1 protein-coding gene is annotated in these 20,905 nt (G+C 57.2%); it reads left to right on the forward strand.

Features of this window, described 5'->3' with window-relative positions; genetic code table 11:
- Positions 1-96: 96 nt before the first annotated feature.
- Positions 97-20,905: VCBS domain-containing protein (locus tag B9Z40_RS16610; RefSeq protein ID WP_143474004.1), on the forward strand; the 20,809-nt coding region annotated here is incomplete at its 3' end.

The raw sequence follows: 20,905 nt of genomic DNA on the forward strand, positions 1-20,905 counted from the left end.
ACAAAAATGTGGAAACTACTGAAAAATTGTAGAGAACTCGGTAGAATCCGTAAAACTAGCAGCTTGTAGTTTTGATAACCCGGAGTCAACCAGCCCTTGTCCAGCAGCGCATCAAGTTTGGTTTTGAATGCCAAAACCCTTCAGGCTCTTTTGCAAAGAGCCCGGGCGCTGCTGTCCCTCTCCAAGATCAACGTCACGGCCAGCACCCTTCATTTCGCACTGATTTATCTCATTGCCAAAGAAGCTTCTGCTGCAACGCCTACTGAGCTGGCAGAGCCTTCAGCCAGTGTGGAGGACGATGAGGCGCACGAAATTTTGCCCAACCTTTTGGTTGAGGCTAGCACTGACGATGTCACCAATTCCGGCGAGCTGACGGCGCAAACCATCGACCAGGCGCGTGAACAACTGCGCGATCTGATTGAAGCCGAGTTGGCGCATGGTCGGGTTGCAAGAGGGTTGAGTGAACAGCAGATCGACAGCGTCGAGCAGGCTGCAAACACACCAGTGTCTTCTGGCTTAAACAACGCCGTCGCCACTTTGCCGCCCGCCAATGGCGTTGTGGTCAACTCCCAGGCCTTTGATCTTGGCTCTTTGCCCAGCATGGCTGGAGGTCTCTTGCTGGCTGCGGCCGGAATTGCTGGCGGTGGCGGTGGCGGTGGCTCGGTGCTTGCCAAGGTGGTTCTTGCCAGCATGGGTATCGTTGCTGATGGCTACATCAAAGGTGCCACCGTCACGTTGCTGGATGCACAAGGCAACGTGCTTGCAACCACCACCACCGATGCCAACGGCCGCTACCAATTTGACGGAGAACTGGCCCAAAAGGCATTCAAGATTGTGGCCTCGGGCGGCGTTGATGTCTCGACGGGTCTTAAATTTGATGTGACGCTCAGCGCCCCAGCGGGTGCGGGCGTGGTGAACCCTTTGACCACCTTGGTTCAAAGTTACATGGAGGCCAACCCAGGCACCTCCGCTGCATCGGCAAGCTTGGCGATCAAGAAAGTCTTAGGGATTTCTGGTAGCGAAGACTTGCTGCAAACAGACCCCATCGCGCAGGCGCTGACAACCACAGGTCTGGCTCAAATATCGGCCATTGCCCTTCAGGCCAAAGCGGCGCAAATTGCCAACTTGCTGGTCACGGGCGCTGCTGCAGTGGTGGTCAGCAAAGGCGGCAGCACCGAGGCTGCGGTCAACAGCATCCTTGACAGCCTGACCCAGCAAATCGTCAAGGCTGCTTCTGCGGCTACGCCAACCGTGCTGGATCTGACCAGTGCGCCAATCGTGTCTGGATTGCTGGGACTGACCGGCGCTGTCGTGGACCTGATCGCATCCGGTAACAACGTTTCTGCCAACTCTTTGCAAGGCATTTACGAATTCCAGAAGGCCGTGCAAGATGATTTGGCCAATGCACTGCTGACGGGCAACTTGTCTGCTCAAGCGGTTCAGGCGCTGGATGCGCTGCTCCGCGTGGTCTCCGTAGGTCAAAAAGTGGTCAACGTCGAGTTGTCCCCGCTGCAAGACACGGGCTCGAATGCCTCAGACGGTGTCACCAACATCGCCAATCCAACCATTCGAGTTGACTTGGCCAGCATTGCAGGTACTGCACGTTTGGGCAATACCGTCGAAGTCAAGCTGGAGGGCGAGACCCTTGGAAGTGCGCCCATTGCGCAGATTGATTTGGACCGGGGTTACCTAGAGTTTTCTTTGCGTAACTTCACCCAATCTGGGGCTAAGACAGTGGCTGTTGTGGTCACGGATCCGGTGTCTGTAAAAGCTGTGGCATCGGGCTTCAAGGTCGTCACGGTTGATTTGAATGCGCCCGAACCTCTTGTTTTGGGGCTTGCACGCGATACTGGCCTTTCTTCCTCGGACAACATCACTTCTCTTGCCAGCGTTCAAGTGCTCAGCAAGCTTGAAGCGGGTGGAGCTTGGCAATACAGTGCAGACGGCGGTGTCACTTGGAGCGGTAAGCTTTTCTCGCCTTCAGTCCCCTTGACTGGGATACAAGACGGGCTTGTGACTTTGCTGGCCCGTCAGGTCGATGTCGCAGGAAACCTTTCAGCCGTCAGTTCCCTGCGTTTTCAACTTGACACTACCGCGCCAGCGATGCCAGGGCTGGCGTTGGGCAATGGCAAACCCGCTGGTTCAGCCAGCACGGACGGTGCTCTCAGCATTCAAGCCGAAGCTGGCGCAACGGTTCAATACAGCGCCAATTACAACCCTGCAGGTGTTCCTGGAAATGGCACTTGGGTTGACGTTTTTGCGCCGATTGCTGGCAGCAATACGGTTTACGTTCGCCAGACAGATGCTGCGGGTAACGCGTCTTTGCCTGCATCTTTGAATTTTGATTTCCAGCCACCAGACATCAAGCTGACGCTCAGCATCGATACCCCAGAGAACTCGGCGCCTGACCGCATCACTTCTGACGGCCTCGTCGTGGTGGGCGGCCTCAAGACGGGAGACTCGTGGTCTTATCAAATCAACGGTGGTGATTGGGTCGTCGGACAAGGTAACACCATCGCTGTCACGGGTGACGGTAACAAAGTCATTGAAGTCAAAAAAGTCGATGCTGTCACAGGCAAGGTGTCAGAAACTGCCTCTCTCAAGTTCTTGCTCGACAGCTCAGCACCCACGGCTCCAACGGTTGCTCTGGCCAACGGCAAGGCCGCAGGGGCAAGCACAACAGACGGCACACTGGTCGTTATTGCCGAGCAAGGCGCCAAAGTTGAGTACAGCACCGACTACAAGTCCGATGGCGCAAAAGGCAACGGCACCTGGCTTGCAGATTTCAAAGCTGTATCAGGCAACAACACGGTCTACGTTCGGCAGGTAGACGTCGCTGGCAACGCTTCCAGTCCATCGACTTTCTCATTCAAACTGGTCAATCAGCTACCCGTCACGCCGCCCACAGTTGAAGAGCCCCCCGTACCTCAGGGTATTACGTTGGCACTGCGAAACGATACAGGGACCAATGGCGGTGACAAGATCACTAATGTCGGTGAGGTTCAGGTCAATAATCTAGACACAACCTTACCTTGGGAATTTAAAACCAATGCGGGTGTTTGGCAGGCTGGCACTGGAAATTTCTTTACCGTTCAGAACCTTTCCCCGTCTGCTGCTGCCGGCGTGCCATACACCGTGCAGGTTCGTCAAGGCATCGGCCCTACTGAAAAGCTCAGCACTGAATTCAGTTTTAGGTTGGACACCACAGCTCCAGCTGATGCGTCTATCGGGCGAGCCAATTTGGCCACAAATTCAGGCTTGGCGACGGACGACATTACGAACGTCGGTACGTTTCAGATCCCGGTTGTATCGTTGGATGAGGGCGCAAGGCTCTTTTATAAGACGTCTCCCACCGGAACCTGGACTCAGGCCACCAAAGTGGGCAGCAACCTGCAGTTCACGGTCACCGGTGACAACCCTTCCAAGACTGTCTTTGTTAGGGTGGAGGATGCTGCAGGCAACACTTCTGGTGAGACTTCTTACGTCTTCAAGCTGGATTCGCAAACGCCCATCCCTACCCTGAACTTCACAGACACAGGGGCTTCGGACGGAAAAACAAACAACGGAACGGTGAACTTTGCAGGCTTGGAAGCGGGAAGCTCCCTGTCGTACTCGCTTAATGGGGCGGCATTCGTTTCCTTAGCAGTCGGAACAACCTCGCTTGAAATACCTGCCAGCGCCTCAGCGCCTGTCGATGGCGAGGCCATCAATCTTGTTCTCAAACAGACGGATGTGGCGGGCAATTCAAGTACGAGTTCTCCACTCAGCTTCACGCTTGACAAAAAAGCAGAAGCGCCCGTCGTGGAACTCAAAACCGATACGCCTCAGGCGGGCAACATCAATTCACTATCCGATTTTGTCACCAGTAACAGCGCGTTAAAGGTCACGGGCGTTGAGGTTGGTGCGACGATTCAATACAACGCCAACGGCGAGGGCTGGAGCGATGAGTTCACGGCCAAGCAAGGCAGCAACACGGTGCTCATCCGGCAGACGGATGGGGCGGGCAACACCTCGGACGCTTCGGCAGCTTTGACGTTTACATATGACAGCCAGAAACCTGTACTGACCTCTGTCAGCTACAACAACACGCCCGGACATGACCCTGCGCTGACGCTGAACACAAATGACTCGGCCGCCAGCACAGTTACCTTCTACCAACTCAACGGCGGCACCGCGACCAGCACATTCCCGGCAGCCTATACCCTGGGTGACTCTCTGGATGTTTGGCAAGTCGACTTGGCGGGCAATAAGTCGGAGGCCGTGCGCCATGTGCCCAAGTTCACGATTGCACCTTTGTCCGGCGACAAGGTGCTGTCGGCCACAGAAAAACTCAGCCCCCTGGTGATTTCCGGCACGACCGATGTTGAGTTTGGCCAGACAGTCACTGTGGTGTTCAATGGCAAGACCTATACAGGCGCTGTTGCTGGCGGCAAGTGGTCGGTGTCGGTGCCTCAAGTCGATGTTGCTGCTTTGAGCGATGGTAACAACTATGGCATCCAGAGCATCAATGTCGCCAATGCGGCTGGCAACAGCTTCACAAGCTACATCGCTGACACCAGCGCCAACGCCCTGTCTGTCATCGCTGCCAGTTCGGGTCAGGACGGTTACATCACTGGCGCCCTGATTTTTGCTGACAAAAACAACGACGGTGTCTTGCAAGCGGGTGAGTTCACCTCATTGACAGATTCTGTGGGTGGTTTCTCTCTGCCCTCCAATGGCAGCTTGGTCATGCGCGGTGGTACAGACGTGTCCACTGGTCTGGGCTTCGAGTCACAGTATGAAGCGCCTCAGTATTACCGCGTGATCAATCCCATCACGACGCTGATTCAAAAGTACATTGCTCTCCATCACACGGACAGCGCACAGCCCGTCACCAAAGCTGAAATCACAACTGCTGAGACTTGGGCCAAAAGTCTGGGACTCTTTGGGGTCTCTGTAGGTGCGGGGATTGACCTCAAGACCTATGACCCTTTCAGGGCCGCCACGGAAACCGGAGCCTCGTCAGCTGCGCAAGCTGAGGCCATCAGTTACCAAAAAATCGCACTCGAACTGTCCAACCTCATGGACGTGGGTGCCATGTTCGTTCAGACTGTCAAAGCCAGTGGTGTCCCTGCTAACCAGGCCACGGAACTGAGCGATCGACAAGCCATCAGTGTCAAACTGGTTCAGGTGCTTGCGCAAGAGCTTGAAAGTCACCCCGGTACCACCATTGGTGCCGCACTCACGAGCGATGCGTTTGTTCAGACCGTTTTGGAAAACACCGCCAAAGCGCTGCTCTACCCCAACACCACTTTGCCAAGCGGCGTTACAGTCAAATTGTCTGTGCTTGCCGACGTCTTGGCTGCAGCCAATGGAGCGATCTCAGCAGCAGGTGGGGCAGCAGTTGTCGGTCCCATCAACAAGTTGCAAGATGCCATCAAGGTCCAAAGTGCCTTGCAGGGCCCAGTCAGCACGCAGCTTGAAGAATTTGCCAAAACTGGAACAAACCCCGATCTCCTGACGATTGGCAGCAATGGGCAGACGCCACTTCAAGACGCCATCGCCAAAGCTGTCACAGGCGTCATCGTGCCTGCACGTGTCAGCATTGACCAGGCCACTTCCACTTCCACTGAGGGTCTTTATGAAGGGCAGGATGGAGGCGTCAAAGAATTCAAAGTTGTCCTGACCCGTGCGGGCAACGTAGACAGCGTTTTTTCGTTGAATTACGCCATCACCAAAGGCGCAGGCATTGATGCCAGCGACTTCGTGGGCAATGCCTTGCCTTCCGGCTCGGTGACCTTTGCTTCGGGGCAAACCAGCCTGACCCTGACGCTGCGCGTACAAGGCGATACCATCAAGGAGCTCAGCGAGAATTTTGGGGTTGTCATTTCTGACCCCCTGGCCCAAACCCAGTTCCTTGATTCCTCTTTGAGCACCCCTGCGCCCGTGAGCATGCTCACGCGCAACTTTGTCATCCTCAACGATGACCCCTACAACCCCACCTTCAATTTGCCAGATGCCATCGACATTGTGGCCAAAGGTTCAGTGCAGTCCGTGGCGGGCGTATCGCTTGACTATTTCGATGCTGCGGCGGTTTTGACGGTTCATGTGTATTCGGTGGCGACAGCCACACTGACTTCGGGCGGCATTCCAAGCATAATTTCCAACGGTCAAAGCGTACTGACTCTGACAGGCAACCTTGAAAAGATCAATGCGGATCTCGCTGCACTTTCGGTCTCAGTGCCTGCGACGGAAACCAATGCTTACCTGTCCTTTGATGCAATTGCCACCAACGGCGCGCACACAGGTGCCAGTGGAACTGACGATATTTCCGTCACCCTTCACCATGTTGCGCAGCTCATAGCGCCAACCAGCCTGCCGACCAACATCCTTGCTGGTGAGCCCACCAACATTCCTGGTTTCAAAGTTTCTGATCTGGATGGTGACAGCCTCACCGTGACCCTCACGCCCACGGGTGGCGTGCTTTCTCTGGGCAGCATGCCTTCCGGGTTGGGTGTTGTGCAAAACGACAATGGCTCATGGGTGCTTTCCGGGTCAGCACGGCTGATTAACCAGGCGCTGGACACGCTCGCGATCACCGCATCGGAGTTTGGTGGTGCCAGTCATGCTGTGACCGTGAGTGCCGTTGTTGACGATGGCGACCCAATCACGGTAGAAGCAAGCGCTGTAACGCTTGAAACGACAGCTTTGCCTGCAGCCTCGAACGTCGAAGTGCCAGATGTACTCACTGTTTCAGCTGGAGTTGTGTCATCGGTCAGTGGCATCACAGTGGGCGATATCGACAGCCCCAACGTCACAGTCACACTCTCGCCAAGTGGGGGCCTTCTCTCTTTTGATGTCGCGCCTGCCAGCTTGGACGTGACAGCCAGTGTCTCGGGCTTTAACACCGTCCTGACGGGAGATTCCCACAAGATCAACCAACTGCTTGAGAGCCTGAACTTCACGGCCAGCTTGGACGCCCGTGACGGCTCCATCAGCGTCACTGTGGACGATGGAAACCCGAATTCTGCTCCCGGTGCTGGGGCTGTAGCCATTGAAATTTCAGCCAATGCGCCGCCTGAGGCGGGCGGCAATTTGCAAATCGCTGCAGCCTCTGCTGTCATGGAGGACACGGCCAAACAGGTCACCATCTCTGGTTTCAATTTGGTCAACCCCGACGGCAGTCCTCCAGGAGCCATCCGTATCGTCTCCATCAACGGGGCAAGCATTTCCAGTGGCGGCACTCCTGTAACACTGGGCTTGGGTGGGCAAGTGCTTGCCCTCAATTCGGAAGGTCAGCTGACTCTGACTGTCACGCCGAGCGCCAACCGCGATCAGCCGATCACTTTCAACTACACCGTCGTCGACCCACTCGACCCGCGACTGAACAGCGCAGTCAGCACCATCACCTTGCCCGTCACCGCGGTGAATGATGCACCCGTCATTGCGCCCAATGGCTTGTCTTACAGCTACACCGAAAACGCATCGCCCGTGCAAATTTTGCAGGGTCTGACGATCGTTGATGTGGACAGCACCATGCTGGCGGGTGCCACTGTTCGCATCAGTGCCAATGCAGACGGCAGCGAAGTGTTCGCTGCCACCACGGCTGGCACAAGCATTGCTGCCGATTGGTCGATTCCCGGGGTGCTGACGCTTTCGGGCACAGCAAGCCTGTCGGAATACCAATCTGTTCTCCGGAGTGTGACTTTCAAGAGCAGCAGTGAAAGCCCCTCTACACTGACCCGCGCCATTGAGGTCAAAGTCACTGACAACTCGGGTTCTGCCACAGCCGACTCTTCCGTCATTGGGCGCACCGTGGCTGTGGTCTCTGTCAACGATGCGCCCGTGATTGCCCGTGCCAGCACTGCCATCGTGGCCACAGAGCAAACTGCCTTGTCCCTGAAGGGCATTGGCCTGTCGATCTCTGATGTGGATTCGGGTGACAAGAACATTACCGTCAAGCTTTCGGTGGTGTCTGGACAGATCGACGCCAGTGCCGCACCTGGTGATGGCCTGAGCTTTACGGGCTCGGGCACAAACAACCTGACGATCATCGGAACGATTGACCAGGTCCAAAAGCTTTTTGCGGCCTCGGGTGGCGTGGGTGCCATCAGTTACACGATCAACTCTGACACGCCCCCTGGTGCTGACCGTTTGACAGTGTCCGTCAATGATGGCGGTGCACGTGGTCAGGGCGGTGTGCTTCAGGCTCAGGCCAGTTATGACCTGTCCTTGCTCTCAGTCAACGATGCACCCGTGCTTGCCTTGGGTGCAAGCACTGGACTTTATGCACAGTCGGTGGGCAATGTATTGCTGGCGCCTTTGGCCAACCTTGCCGATGTGGATGGCTCTTTCTTCACCTCTGCCAATGTCAGCATCTCCACGGGGTACATCGATAAAGACGTCCTGACACTGAGCTCGGCAGCCAAGCAGACCCTTGCCTCGGCTGGCTTTGATTTCAAGTTCGAAGCCGGAAAGCTCAGCTTCACGGCACTGACGTCTGGAACGGCCATCTCGGCCAGTGACCTGCAAAGTGTGTTGCGTGGCGTGACTTTCAGCACGACGTCGGACAACGTCACCGCCAGCGCCTCACGCACCATCACTTACACCGTTCGTGATGCTTACTCGACCACAGAAGACGCGCTTAACCTCACAGCAAGCTCGAACATTGCACTGACGCTGCAGTCAACACCTTACGCAAGCATTGCGGCCCAGACACTGGTCTTCACAGGTGACCCCAAAGCGCAAAGCATCACGGCTGATCTGAGCACATTCCGGGTGCTTGCCGACAGTGCGCCCATTGCTGTTGCGGGTGGCAATTTGTTTGCTGTGACCGCCATCAATGCCTCAGCCAGTCTTGTGGCAGTGCAGATGTTGGGGAGCAAAGGCAATAACCTGCTCATGGGTTCCGCCGGAGATGACACGATTTCAGGCGGTGGGGGCAGCGATTCTTTATATGGCGGTGACGGTAAAGACACGTTCATCATCAGCGCTGGGGACTTGGCCAATCTGAGCACGCTTCAAGGCGGCGAAGGTATTGACACGCTCAAGATTGTTTCACCGCAAACATTTGATGATGCAAGCTGGTTGCGCGTGTCCGGCGTCGAGCGCATTGTGCTCGGCACCGATCAGGGTTCCTACAACTTCACATTGGGCACCAATGCGGCGGTTGCTTTTGCCACTTCGCCCGTGTCTGGGCTGGATATCTCAGGTGCCGGATTGGTGGCTGCAGACCTCACGCTGAACGCCGACACCTATACCGCTGCATTGCAAGTCACGGGCACGGAAAAAGCCGACACCTTCATCACGGGCAGTGGCAACGACAACATTGTTGGTGGCGCTGGCAACGACACGATCGATGCAGGCCAAGGTGTGGACACCCTCACAGGCGGTGCGGGTAGCGACACCTTTGTCTTCAAGCGTGGCGATATGGCCTCCAGCCAGGCAGACGCTGACGTCATTACAGATTTGTCTGTGGGTGACAAGATCGATTTTTCTGATATTGGTTTGACTGAGGGTGCCTGGCGTGTTGTGACAGGCACGGCTAACGCGGCCATCAATTACCTTGAAATTGACAATCTTGCCTCTCTAGGTGTCAGGGGCTACATCAACATCGGCACGTCGGTACCTGGTCAGCAGAGCTCATGGACCCTGACGGACGGCGTGCTGACCGTTGCCGACAACAACCCGACTTCGGTTGTTGCGCCAACCAGTACCGTCAATCAACGTATCACATTAGGCAATTCGGGTGCGCCACAAGAGATCAAGTCGCTGGTAGGCGGCGTGACCAAATACTTCTCGGTCAACGACGCTGATGCCAACGACATCCAGACCGTCAAGATTACCGCCAGCGTGGGGGGCATTTCACTGGCTGCAGGTGGCCCAATCAGCGCACATTTGAGCAGCACAGCCTCAACGATCTACCTGCAGGGCACCGCTGCCCAAATCAATACAGAACTGGCGCTTTTGCGCTTCACGGCTACCGACCCCGGCAACGCGCAGATCACATTGAGCGTGACTGACAGGCCAGGGATCGTTGATCCGGCTCTTGCCACCTACTTAAAATCTGGCAGTGCATTTGTCACAACGCCCAATGCCTCTCCTGTTTCTTCGGACGATGCCAATTCAGTGGCCGAAGACATTGGCACCCCCGTCACCGGCAACGTCAAAGACAACGATACCCGGGGCGATGGCACGGACAGTCAACATACGCTGCTCTGGACAAAGACCAATACGCAGTTTGGGTCGATCACCCTGAACAAAGATACCAACGGTGTTTATACAGGTGGCTACAGCTACCAACTCAACAACAGTCTCAAGGCTGTGCAGCAACTCACGCCCAGTGAAAAGCTGACCGAAACTTTGACCTACCAACTCACCGACAAGAATGGTGACACCAGTTATGCCAAGCTGATCATCACGATTCAGGGTACCGACGACTTGCCCATTGCCGTGGCCGATCTGCGGTCCATTTCGGAAGACACCCTTGCGCCATTGACTGGCAACGTCAAGGTCAACGACACGCCAGGCGACGGCACGCCAGCCGACAACGTCATCACTTGGGCAGGTGGCACAGGTGCTGCTGTGGGTCTTTACGGCACTATCACCAAGAACGCCGACGGCAGTTACAGCTACGTGCTGGACAACAGCATGGCTGTGGTTCAGCAACTGGCTCCGGGCGATACGCCGCTGCAAGAGAGTTTCAGCTATACGCTGACCGATAAGGACGGTGATATTTTTACGTCGAAGTTGACGATCACGGTCAACGGGACCGATGACCTGCCAGTGGCCAGCGCAGATGTCAATGAATTGGATGAAGACAGCAGCGTCCCTGTCGAGGGCAACGTCAAAGCCAACGACAAGCTGGGCGATGGTACGTCAGCAGAAAACACCATCGCTTGGGCTGACGGCCTAGGTGACACTGTGGGTCTATACGGCACCCTCACCAAGTTCGAAGACGGCAGTTACAGCTACGTGCTGGACAACAGCAATGTCGATGTTCAGCAACTGGCTCCAGGCGGAGAGCTGCAAGAGGTGTTCAGCTACGACCTGATCGACAAGAACGGTGGCAAATCCACAGCGGCGCTGACGATCACGATCAAAGGCACCAACGATGCGCCTGAGGCAACAGCAGATGTCGATGCCGTGGATGAAGACAGCAGCTTCCTTGTTGAGGGCAACGTCAAAGACAACGACACACTGGGTGACGGCACACCAGCAGATAACACCATCACTTGGGGTCAAGAGGCTGCAAAGTACGGCACCATCACCAAGAATGCCGATGGCAGTTATAGCTACGTGCTGGACAACAGCAAGGCCGTGGTTCAGCAACTGGCCCCGGGTCAGGCCCTGTCAGAAATCTTCAACTACACCCTGACAGACAAGAACGGTGACACCTCTACGGCTGCGCTGACGATCACGGTCAACGGCACCGACGATCTGCCTGTGGCCAAAGCCGATGTCAATGCCGTGGCTGAAGACAGCAGCGTCCCTGTCACGGGCAGCGTCAAAGAGAACGACACGTTGGGCGACGGCACCTCGGGCGAAAACACCATCACCTGGGCAGGTGGCACGGGCACAGCTGCAGGCAACTATGGCACCCTCACCAAGAACGCGGACGGCAGTTACAGCTACGTGTTGGACAACAGTAAGGCTGTGGTTCAACAACTGGCCCCAGGGGATAAGCTGCAAGAGAGCTTCAGTTACACCCTGACGGACAAGAACGGTGACATTTCCACAGCGGCGCTGACCATCACGGTCAATGGCACCAACGATGCCACACTCGCTGTAGCCGATGCGCGGGAATCTTTCAAAGCATCCTCGCAGCCCTACAAAGGGAATGTGATTGCCAACGATGCACAGGGCGATGGCGTTCGCGCTGAACACAAAATCACTTGGGGTCAGGAAGCCGCCAAATACGGCACGATCACCAAGAACCCCGATGGCAGTTACAGCTACCTGGTGGATGCGACTAACGCCGATGTCCAGGCTCTGCTATCTGATAACCCTCTCCAAGAGAGTTTCAGCTACACCCTCACGGACAAAAACGGTGACGCTTCGACTTCGGTGCTCACCTTCACCATCACGTCGACCGACACCAACAAGCCCCCAGTTGTGGGTGCCTATTCACAACCGATGTTGGAAGAACTTGCGAACGCAAAGTTTTGGCCTATCCAACTATCGGGCAACATTCCAGTTGATGATCCTGACATTGGCAGTGAAATTACTGCCAATCTCCTTGGCACTGAGCTGACCCTTAGCGAGGGTTTTACGCTGCCTGACGGTTTGACTTTGGGACAGCTCAAATCGATGCTAGCTGATCCTGAGTTTTTGACAATCCAGTCCGGCTCCGTGGTTGGTGCCAATGCCGTACCCATGTCTTGGGTATTCAGTGCACCTGAAGCCAACCTCGATTGGCTTGCTTCAGGCCAAACAATCACGATTTCGTACAACTTGCAGTTTGATGATGGCCAGATTGTTCTGTACAAAGCTGACGAAAACACCCGCACCACCCTGAAGATCACGATCACGGGCACCAACGATGCGCCGAAAGTGACTGCGAAACTGCAAAGCGCAGCAAGTGAAGGTGAAAACGAGTACACACTGAATCTCTTGAGCGGGGCTAGCGATGCAGATGTAGGCGAAACGGCTTCCTTGAGTCTTGCCAATGTGAGCTATAAAGTTGGCAACGCCACAGCCAGTAGTGCAGTGCCTGAGGGCATGAGCCTGAATGGCGCAACACTGACGGTGAACCCAAAGGACGCGGTCTTCAACAACCTGAACCAAGGACAAGTCAAGACCATTGTGGTGAGCTATGACGTCAAGGACGCTCAGGGTGCAACGGTCAGTCAGACTCAGACGATCACGGTCACAGGTACCAACGATTTGCCGCAAGTGGCATCCCAGCTGCAAAGCGTGGCCAGCGAAGGAGGCAACCCTTACACGCTGAACCTGATGAGCGGAGCCAGTGATGCGGACTGGGGCGAAACGGCAACCTTGAAGTTGGCCAATGTCAGCTACAAAGTCGGGGATGGTCCAGCCAGCAGCACCTTGCCTGCAGGGTTGAGTCTGAGCGGCACAACGCTGACCGTGAATCCTAAGAATGCGGCATTCAACAGTCTTGCCCAGGGTCAAGTCAAGACCATTGTGGTCAGCTACGACATCAAGGATGTACAAGATGCGGCGGTTAGCCAAAGCCAGACGATCACGATCACGGGCACGAACGATGCGCCGACGGTGTCGGGTACGCTCTCTAATGCCGTTGGTCAAGGCAGCAATCCTTATTCGCTGAACCTCTTGTCGGGCGCCAGCGATTTGGATGCGGGCGAGACAGCCACCCTCAGCGTGGCCAATGTTCGATTCACATTCGAAGGCACGACTGGCGCGACAGCGCCTGCTGGTTTGATCCTTGACGGTGCCACACTGAAGGTTGACCCGAAGGACGTGGCATTCACCAGCCTGCTTGCCGGTCAATCCAAGACGGTGGTGGTGAGTTATGACATCAAGGACTCACAGGGCGAGACGGTCAGTCAGAGCCTGACGATCACCATCTCGGGTACCAACCACCTGCCTCAGATTGTGTTCAATGCCGACGCCACAGTGGTCGAAGATAGCCAGACGACCCAAGGTGGTTTGGTGGTTGCAACCTTCGCGGCAAGGGACGAAGACGGTGCGGTGACGGTTGATTTTGCTGCGGATACCAATGAGGCTGGGTATTACACGCTCGATCCTGTCAACGCCCCGGGCAAGGTGCTGTTGAGCCAGCTCGGGGCTGCCCATGTGAACTCCGGTCGCATCTTGCCCGAGATTGCGCTGACGGTGACGGATGCGGCCAACGTGGTGCGCACAGCCAGCGTGACGCCTGTGACGGTGCTGGTGAACGACGCGCCTACGATCACAGTGCAAGAGACGGTGGTCTTTACGGAAGATCAGGTCGGCAACGCGGTGAACATGGTGGTGGCCAGGTTCACGGCATCGGACGAAGAGGGTGCCACGGTTACGGTGCAGCTGAGCGATACGGTGCACTACGCGCTGGGTCAAGGCGACGATGCAGGTAAGGTGCTGCTGACGCAGGCGGGCGTGAGCCTGGTCAACAAGGGCCAGCCGCTGCCCCAGTTCATCCTCACGCCGTTTGAGGGCGCGATCTCGGGTCAGCCTGTGACGGTTCAGCCTGAGGTGACGCCAGTCAACGACGCGCCAACGATCGCGCTGAGGTCAGGGGTGTCCTTGATCCAGGGGTCAGCAGACAACCAAGCTGGGCTGGTGGTGGCGACCTATTCGGTAGCCGATGAAGAAGACGGTGCAAAAGGCGCGGTGACGGTGGGTTTTGTCGCTGGTACGAACGCGCAAAACTACTACGAGCTGGGCACACTCGCCAATGCAGGCAGGGTGCTCCTGACGCAAGCGGGCGTGGACTTTGTCAATGCAGGCCGCAATTTGCCGGCCATCGAGCTCATTGCCACCGACTCAGGTCAGCTCAGCAGTGCCAAGGCTACAGCAACGCCGAAGGCCACCTTGCCCCCGGACACGCCGCCAAACCACGCACCTGTGGTCAAACTGGTCGTGCTGAACACCTTCAAGGAAGACGCTCAGGGCAATGCAGTCGGAGCGGTGGTAGCCACCTTCAGCACTTCAGACGAAGACGGCAAAGCAGACGAAGACGGCTTGACGGTCACGTTGAGTGACGAGGTCAATTACATGCTGGGCGAAGGCGCCGATGCGGGCAAGGTGCTGCTGACGCAGGCGGGCGTGGACTTGGTGAACAAGGGCCAACCGCTGCCTGAATTCATGCTCACGCCGAACGACGGCAAGACGGATGGTGAGCCGCTGACGTTGCGGCCTGTGGTGGAAGAGGTCAACGATGCACCGACGATCACGCTCAATTCGGGCGTGGTGGTGGTGGAGGACGCATCGGGCACCAAGGCGGGCTTGGTGGTGGCGACCTTTGAAGCCAAGGATGAAGAAGGCTTGGTGACGGTGGACTTTGCCACTGGCACGAACGGCCAAAATTACTACGTGTTGGGCACGGAGGCCAATGCAGGCAAGGTGCTGCTGACACAAGAGGGTGCTGATCGCGTCAACGCAGGCCAAGCTCTGCCGAAGATCGAGCTGGAGGCGACCGATGGCAGCGGCGTGACGGTCACGGCCAGCGCCACCCCGGGCACCACGCTCGTCAACGATGCGCCCACCATTGCGCTGACATCCACAGTAACGGTTTTTGAAGACAGCCAGACGACCCAAGGTGGTTTGGTGGTTGCAACCTTCGCGGCAAGGGACGAAGACGGTGCGGTGACGGTTGATTTTGCTGCGGATACCAATGAGGCTGGGTATTACACGCTCGATCCTGTCAACGCCCCGGGCAAGGTGCTGTTGAGCCAGCTCGGGGCTGCCCATGTGAACTCCGGTCGCATCTTGCCCGAGATTGCGCTGACGGTGACGGATGCGGCCAACGTGGTGCGCACAGCCAGCGTGACGCCTGTGACGGTGCTGGTGAACGACGCGCCTACGATCACAGTGCAAGAGACGGTGGTCTTTACGGAAGATCAGGTCGGCAACGCGGTGAACATGGTGGTGGCCAGGTTCACGGCATCGGACGAAGAGGGTGCCACGGTTACGGTGCAGCTGAGCGATACGGTGCACTACGCGCTGGGTCAAGGCGACGATGCAGGTAAGGTGCTGCTGACGCAGGCGGGCGTGAGCCTGGTCAACAAGGGCCAGCCGCTGCCCCAGTTCATCCTCACGCCGTTTGAGGGCGCGATCTCGGGTCAGCCTGTGACGGTTCAGCCTGAGGTGACGCCAGTCAACGACGCGCCAACGATCGCGCTGAGGTCAGGGGTGTCCTTGATCCAGGGGTCAGCAGACAACCAAGCTGGGCTGGTGGTGGCGACCTATTCGGTAGCCGATGAAGAAGACGGTGCAAAAGGCGCGGTGACGGTGGGTTTTGTCGCTGGTACGAACGCGCAAAACTACTACGAGCTGGGCACACTCGCCAATGCAGGCAGGGTGCTCCTGACGCAAGCGGGCGTGGACTTTGTCAATGCAGGCCGCAATTTGCCGGCCATCGAGCTCATTGCCACCGACTCAGGTCAGCTCAGCAGTGCCAAGGCTACAGCAACGCCGAAGGCCACCTTGCCCCCGGACACGCCGCCAAACCACGCACCTGTGGTCAAACTGGTCGTGCTGAACACCTTCAAGGAAGACGCTCAGGGCAATGCAGTCGGAGCGGTGGTAGCCACCTTCAGCACTTCAGACGAAGACGGCAAAGCAGACGAAGACGGCTTGACGGTCACGTTGAGTGACGAGGTCAATTACATGCTGGGCGAAGGCGCCGATGCGGGCAAGGTGCTGCTGACGCAGGCGGGCGTGGACTTGGTGAACAAGGGCCAACCGCTGCCTGAATTCATGCTCACGCCGAACGACGGCAAGACGGATGGTGAGCCGCTGACGTTGCGGCCTGTGGTGGAAGAGGTCAACGATGCACCGACGATCACGCTCAATTCGGGCGTGGTGGTGGTGGAGGACGCATCGGGCACCAAGGCGGGCTTGGTGGTGGCGACCTTTGAAGCCAAGGATGAAGAAGGCTTGGTGACGGTGGACTTTGCCACTGGCACGAACGGCCAAAATTACTACGTGTTGGGCACGGAGGCCAATGCAGGCAAGGTGCTGCTGACACAAGAGGGTGCTGATCGCGTCAACGCAGGCCAAGCTCTGCCGAAGATCGAGCTGGAGGCGACCGATGGCAGCGGCGTGACGGTCACGGCCAGCGCCACCCCGGGCACCACGCTCGTCAACGATGCGCCGGTTCTTACAGGATCGGCTGCTGAGTTGAACGCAGGTTTGGACAACGTGGCTTACACCGTGAGCGTCGCAGGCCTGCTCAAGGGCTACAGCGACGCGGAAGGACAAGAGCTGAGCGTGGTCGACTTGATGGCCAGCCACGGCGTTGTGGTGGACAACAAAGACGGGACCTACACGATCACGCAGGCGGTGCCGTTCAGCGGCTCGGTCAACCTGACCTACACGGTCAGCGATGGTCAGGGCGGCAACGTGGTGGCTTCGCAAAGCTATCAGGTAGCGCACACGAACCTGGCTCCTGTGGTCGCAGCACCTCTGAAGGCCCAAGCAACGGAAGACGGACAGCCTGTCACGGTCAGTGCACTGGCGAATGCCACAGACCCTGATGGGCAGGATCTGCGCGTCGTCATCGACCATGAAAAGAGCCCGCTGCGGCCAGGCGTGGTCTGGAACGAAGTCAATCAGACCTTTACGCTTGACCCCAAAGACCCGGTCTTCAATCAACTGGCGGCTGGCGAAAAGCAAACCATCGTCGTGACCTATGGCGTCAGCGATGGGCAGGCCACGACCAGCCAGAGCCTGACCTTCAACCTGACCGGCACCAACGATCTGCCCGTCGTCCAGGTTTACTCGGTGAAAGCTGTCGAAGAAGCCAGCTACGGAAGCCATGCGCTGGTCGATGTCAATGTCGCTTCCTATGTCGAAGTCACTGATTCAGACACCACAGATCTACAGACCGTGGTCAAGGTCAATGGCTTGGCGATCAGCAGCCTCTCTATCCAAGACGGGGCTGGAAAACCGGTCAGCCTGCCTGCTGGTTTGACGATAGACGCGCTGAAAAACAGTTTTTCCATTCAAGACGGCCACATCCATTACAACCGGGCCGACTTCAACTTCCTGCAGGATGGCCAGCATGTGACCGCTGTGTTCGGCTTCCAAGCCGGTGCTGGCAGTGACCTGTTGCCACAGACCATCAGCCTTGAGATCGACGGCGTTTCTGAAACCATCAGTGCCACAGCGATTGATGGTTATGTGCAAGGTGCAACCGTCTTTTATGACCCGACCGGCACAGGCATCATGCAGGCGGGCTACGTGTACGCCACCACCACAACCGATGCGCAAGGCCGTTTCAATCTTGATCTGAATGGCTTCGAGCAGACCTCCAGCGGTCGCATCTTTGTCATCAACGGCGTGGATGCGATGACCGGCCAAGTCGTGGGGCAGTTGATTGCACCCAAGGGCTTTGGCGTCATCTCGCCACTGACCACCTTGATCAGCGTGGGCGGCATCTCTCAGGAAGATCTCAAGGCCGCGCTGGGCATCGACCCCAGCATCGACTTGGCCACCTACGACCCTGTGGCCGCCATGAAGACTGGCGCCACGGAAGGAGACAGGGCTGCGGCCGAGTTGATCTTCACCAAGCAGCAGCAGGTTTACGCGGTGCTGCAGTCGGTGGCCAAAATCGCTTCGGAATCTCCAACAGGGGTGGTCGACGCCACTGCCTTGTCCAACGCAGCCAAAGCGGTAGGCGACGCGCTGAAAGCCGCCGTTGCTACTTCCAAGGACGGAGCTCCGGCTGACTTGGGCCAAGTTGTTGTCGCTGCAGTAACCAGCGTGGTCAGCATCGATCTTGATCCGGCCGTTCAAAAGGCCATGATCGATGCGATCAGTGGCTCCATCAGCAACTCGGTCCAAAGCATTGGTGTCAGCTACAAGGGCCTTGCGGAGGCGCTGCATACCGTTGACATCGCCGCTCAAGGCGCTGACCTGAGCGCAGTCAATGCCCTGATTGCCAAAGCCCAGGCCAGCGCTGCGGTGTCGCAGACGGCGCTTCTCAGCGCCGTGGCCGAGGTCAAAGCTGTTGGCGCCACGGCTACAGCTGAAACGTTGGATTCGCTCAAGCAAGCCATCGACAAGGCCATGCTCGACGCCAGTGAGGTCGACGGCGCTGTCCAAAGCCAGACCGCTGCTTACCAAACTTTGCTTGAACTGGCTCAGAGCAGCACAGGCTCGGGCGATGGCGGTAACGACTCACCGGCCATCTATCTTTTCAGCCAAGCTGCGGCACTGGCGACCTCCGGCAAATTGCCCGAGGGCAGCAAAGTGCTGCTCACGGGTGACCTGGGTTCAGAGGCCTCTCCGCTGGACTTGTCCACCGCCAGCTTGCTGGCCAAGGCAGGTGTGCAGTTTGTACAACAAGTTGCCAATGCGGGCGTCAGCGTCACCATCAGCCAGCAAGATTTCATCAAACTGGGTGTGGCCAGCGACCCCGTGGCCCTTTTGGAAGCTTTGTCTGCAGCCAAGGTCACTTCGGTCAATATGTCTGGCTCAGACCTGACACCAGCAACATTCAATGTGATCAAGGCCTGGGATGACCTGAATACGTCGGTCGTTGTTCACGTTATCAACACCGCTGCGAAAGGTACGCTGACTGTCGAAGGGGCCTACAAAGAAGGCGCCAGCCTCACGGCAAGCCTCGATGCAGTTGATGTGGACGGCTCGATTGTGTCCACGGCATACCAGTGGCAAGAGCGCACAGGCGAAGGCTCCGTCGCCGATCCTTACCGTTGGGTCGATATCGATGGGCGGACATCCGCAAGCCTGGACATCCCGTCCGACGAAAGCTTTGTCGGCAAAACAATTCGGGTAGAGATCACGACCATCGATGCCTTCGGCGGTAAGACTGTTTTCACCAATGCAGGGGGATTGGTTGCCAATGTCAACGACGCGGCTGAGATCACTGGCGATACGACGGGCGCGGTGAAAGAGGATGCACTGGATGTGACGGCCAAGGGCACGCTGAAGGCGGCCGACGTGGACAACGAAGCTGACGCGTTCCAGGCAGTGAGCACCGAGACGGCCAGCGCGAAAGGCTACGGCACTTACACGGTCACCGCCGATGGCGCGTGGACATACACGCTGAACAACGCCAACGCAACGGTTAACGCGCTCAATGAAAACAGCGAATCGCTGAGCGACACGTTCACGGTGAAGTCAGCGGACGGCACCGAGCGCTTGGTTACGGTGACGATCAAGGGCACGAACGACGCGCCTAGCTTGACGTCTGATCAGGCGGTGCTGGCGGTGGGTGAGGAAGACGGCGCCTACAAGGTGAGCGCGCAAGACCTGCTCGTGGGCTACAGCGATGCGGACGGACAAACACTGAGCGTGGTGAACCTGAAGGTCAGCCACGGCGAGGTGGAGGACAACGGAGACGGGACGTACACGATCACGCCGGAGGCGAACTACAACGGCAAGGTGGAGCTGAGCTACGGTGTCACCGACGGCAAGGCGACGACGCAGGCGACCCAAAAGGTGGTGCTGGCGGCGGTCAACGATGCGCCGACGCTCACAGTAACTTCTTTCAACTTCAACCCCTTCTCGGAAAATCTCAAGCCAGGTGCAGTTGTTGCCAACTATTTGGTTGGCGATGTTGAAACTGCCGATGCGCAACTGCAAGTTTCTTTTGTGGGTGCTGCTCCAGTCGATGCCAACGGAAACCAGCTTTACCAGTTGGACGTCAAGACCAAGCAGGTGACGTTGACGGCCGCGGCTGTGAATTTCGTCAATTCTGGCGGTAGTTTGCCAGTCGTGAACCTCCGGGTGGCAGATCCAGAGGGCAGAACTGCGCAAGACTCTGCTGATCCAGACTTTGTTTCTAGTGAAATTTATCTCGGCCAAGGCAGCTATTTAAGCTTGACAGAAGCGCAGGCCTCTGGACTTATCAGTGCTGGTCTCAATTTCCATGAAGACGGCACTGTTGTATTGGAGGTACAAGGCGATAACGCAGCAGATTCTTACTTGAGTGGCAGCGCAGGATTGCTGGGCGGCTTGGCGATTAGGGGTGACAAGAGCTTGGAGTCACTTGGTGTAGATGTGTTGGATCTGCAAACCACTGGCGCAGTCCATATTGATGAGAGCGATGCAATCGCTCTGATCAATGCGGGCTTGACCTTTGCAGACAACGACACGAACGTGACCCTGGACGTGCAAGCCAACGACGCTGAGGGCTCGTACCTGACGGGCAAGCAAGGCATGTTGGGCGGCTTGAGCATTGGCCAGATCGACGCGCTGGGCGTGGACGTGCTGGACATTCAGAACAACGCGGTGGTGCACATCACTGAAAACAACG

The sequence above is a fragment of the Limnohabitans sp. 15K genome (assembly GCF_002778285.1).
Classification (GTDB): domain Bacteria; phylum Pseudomonadota; class Gammaproteobacteria; order Burkholderiales; family Burkholderiaceae_C; genus Limnohabitans_A.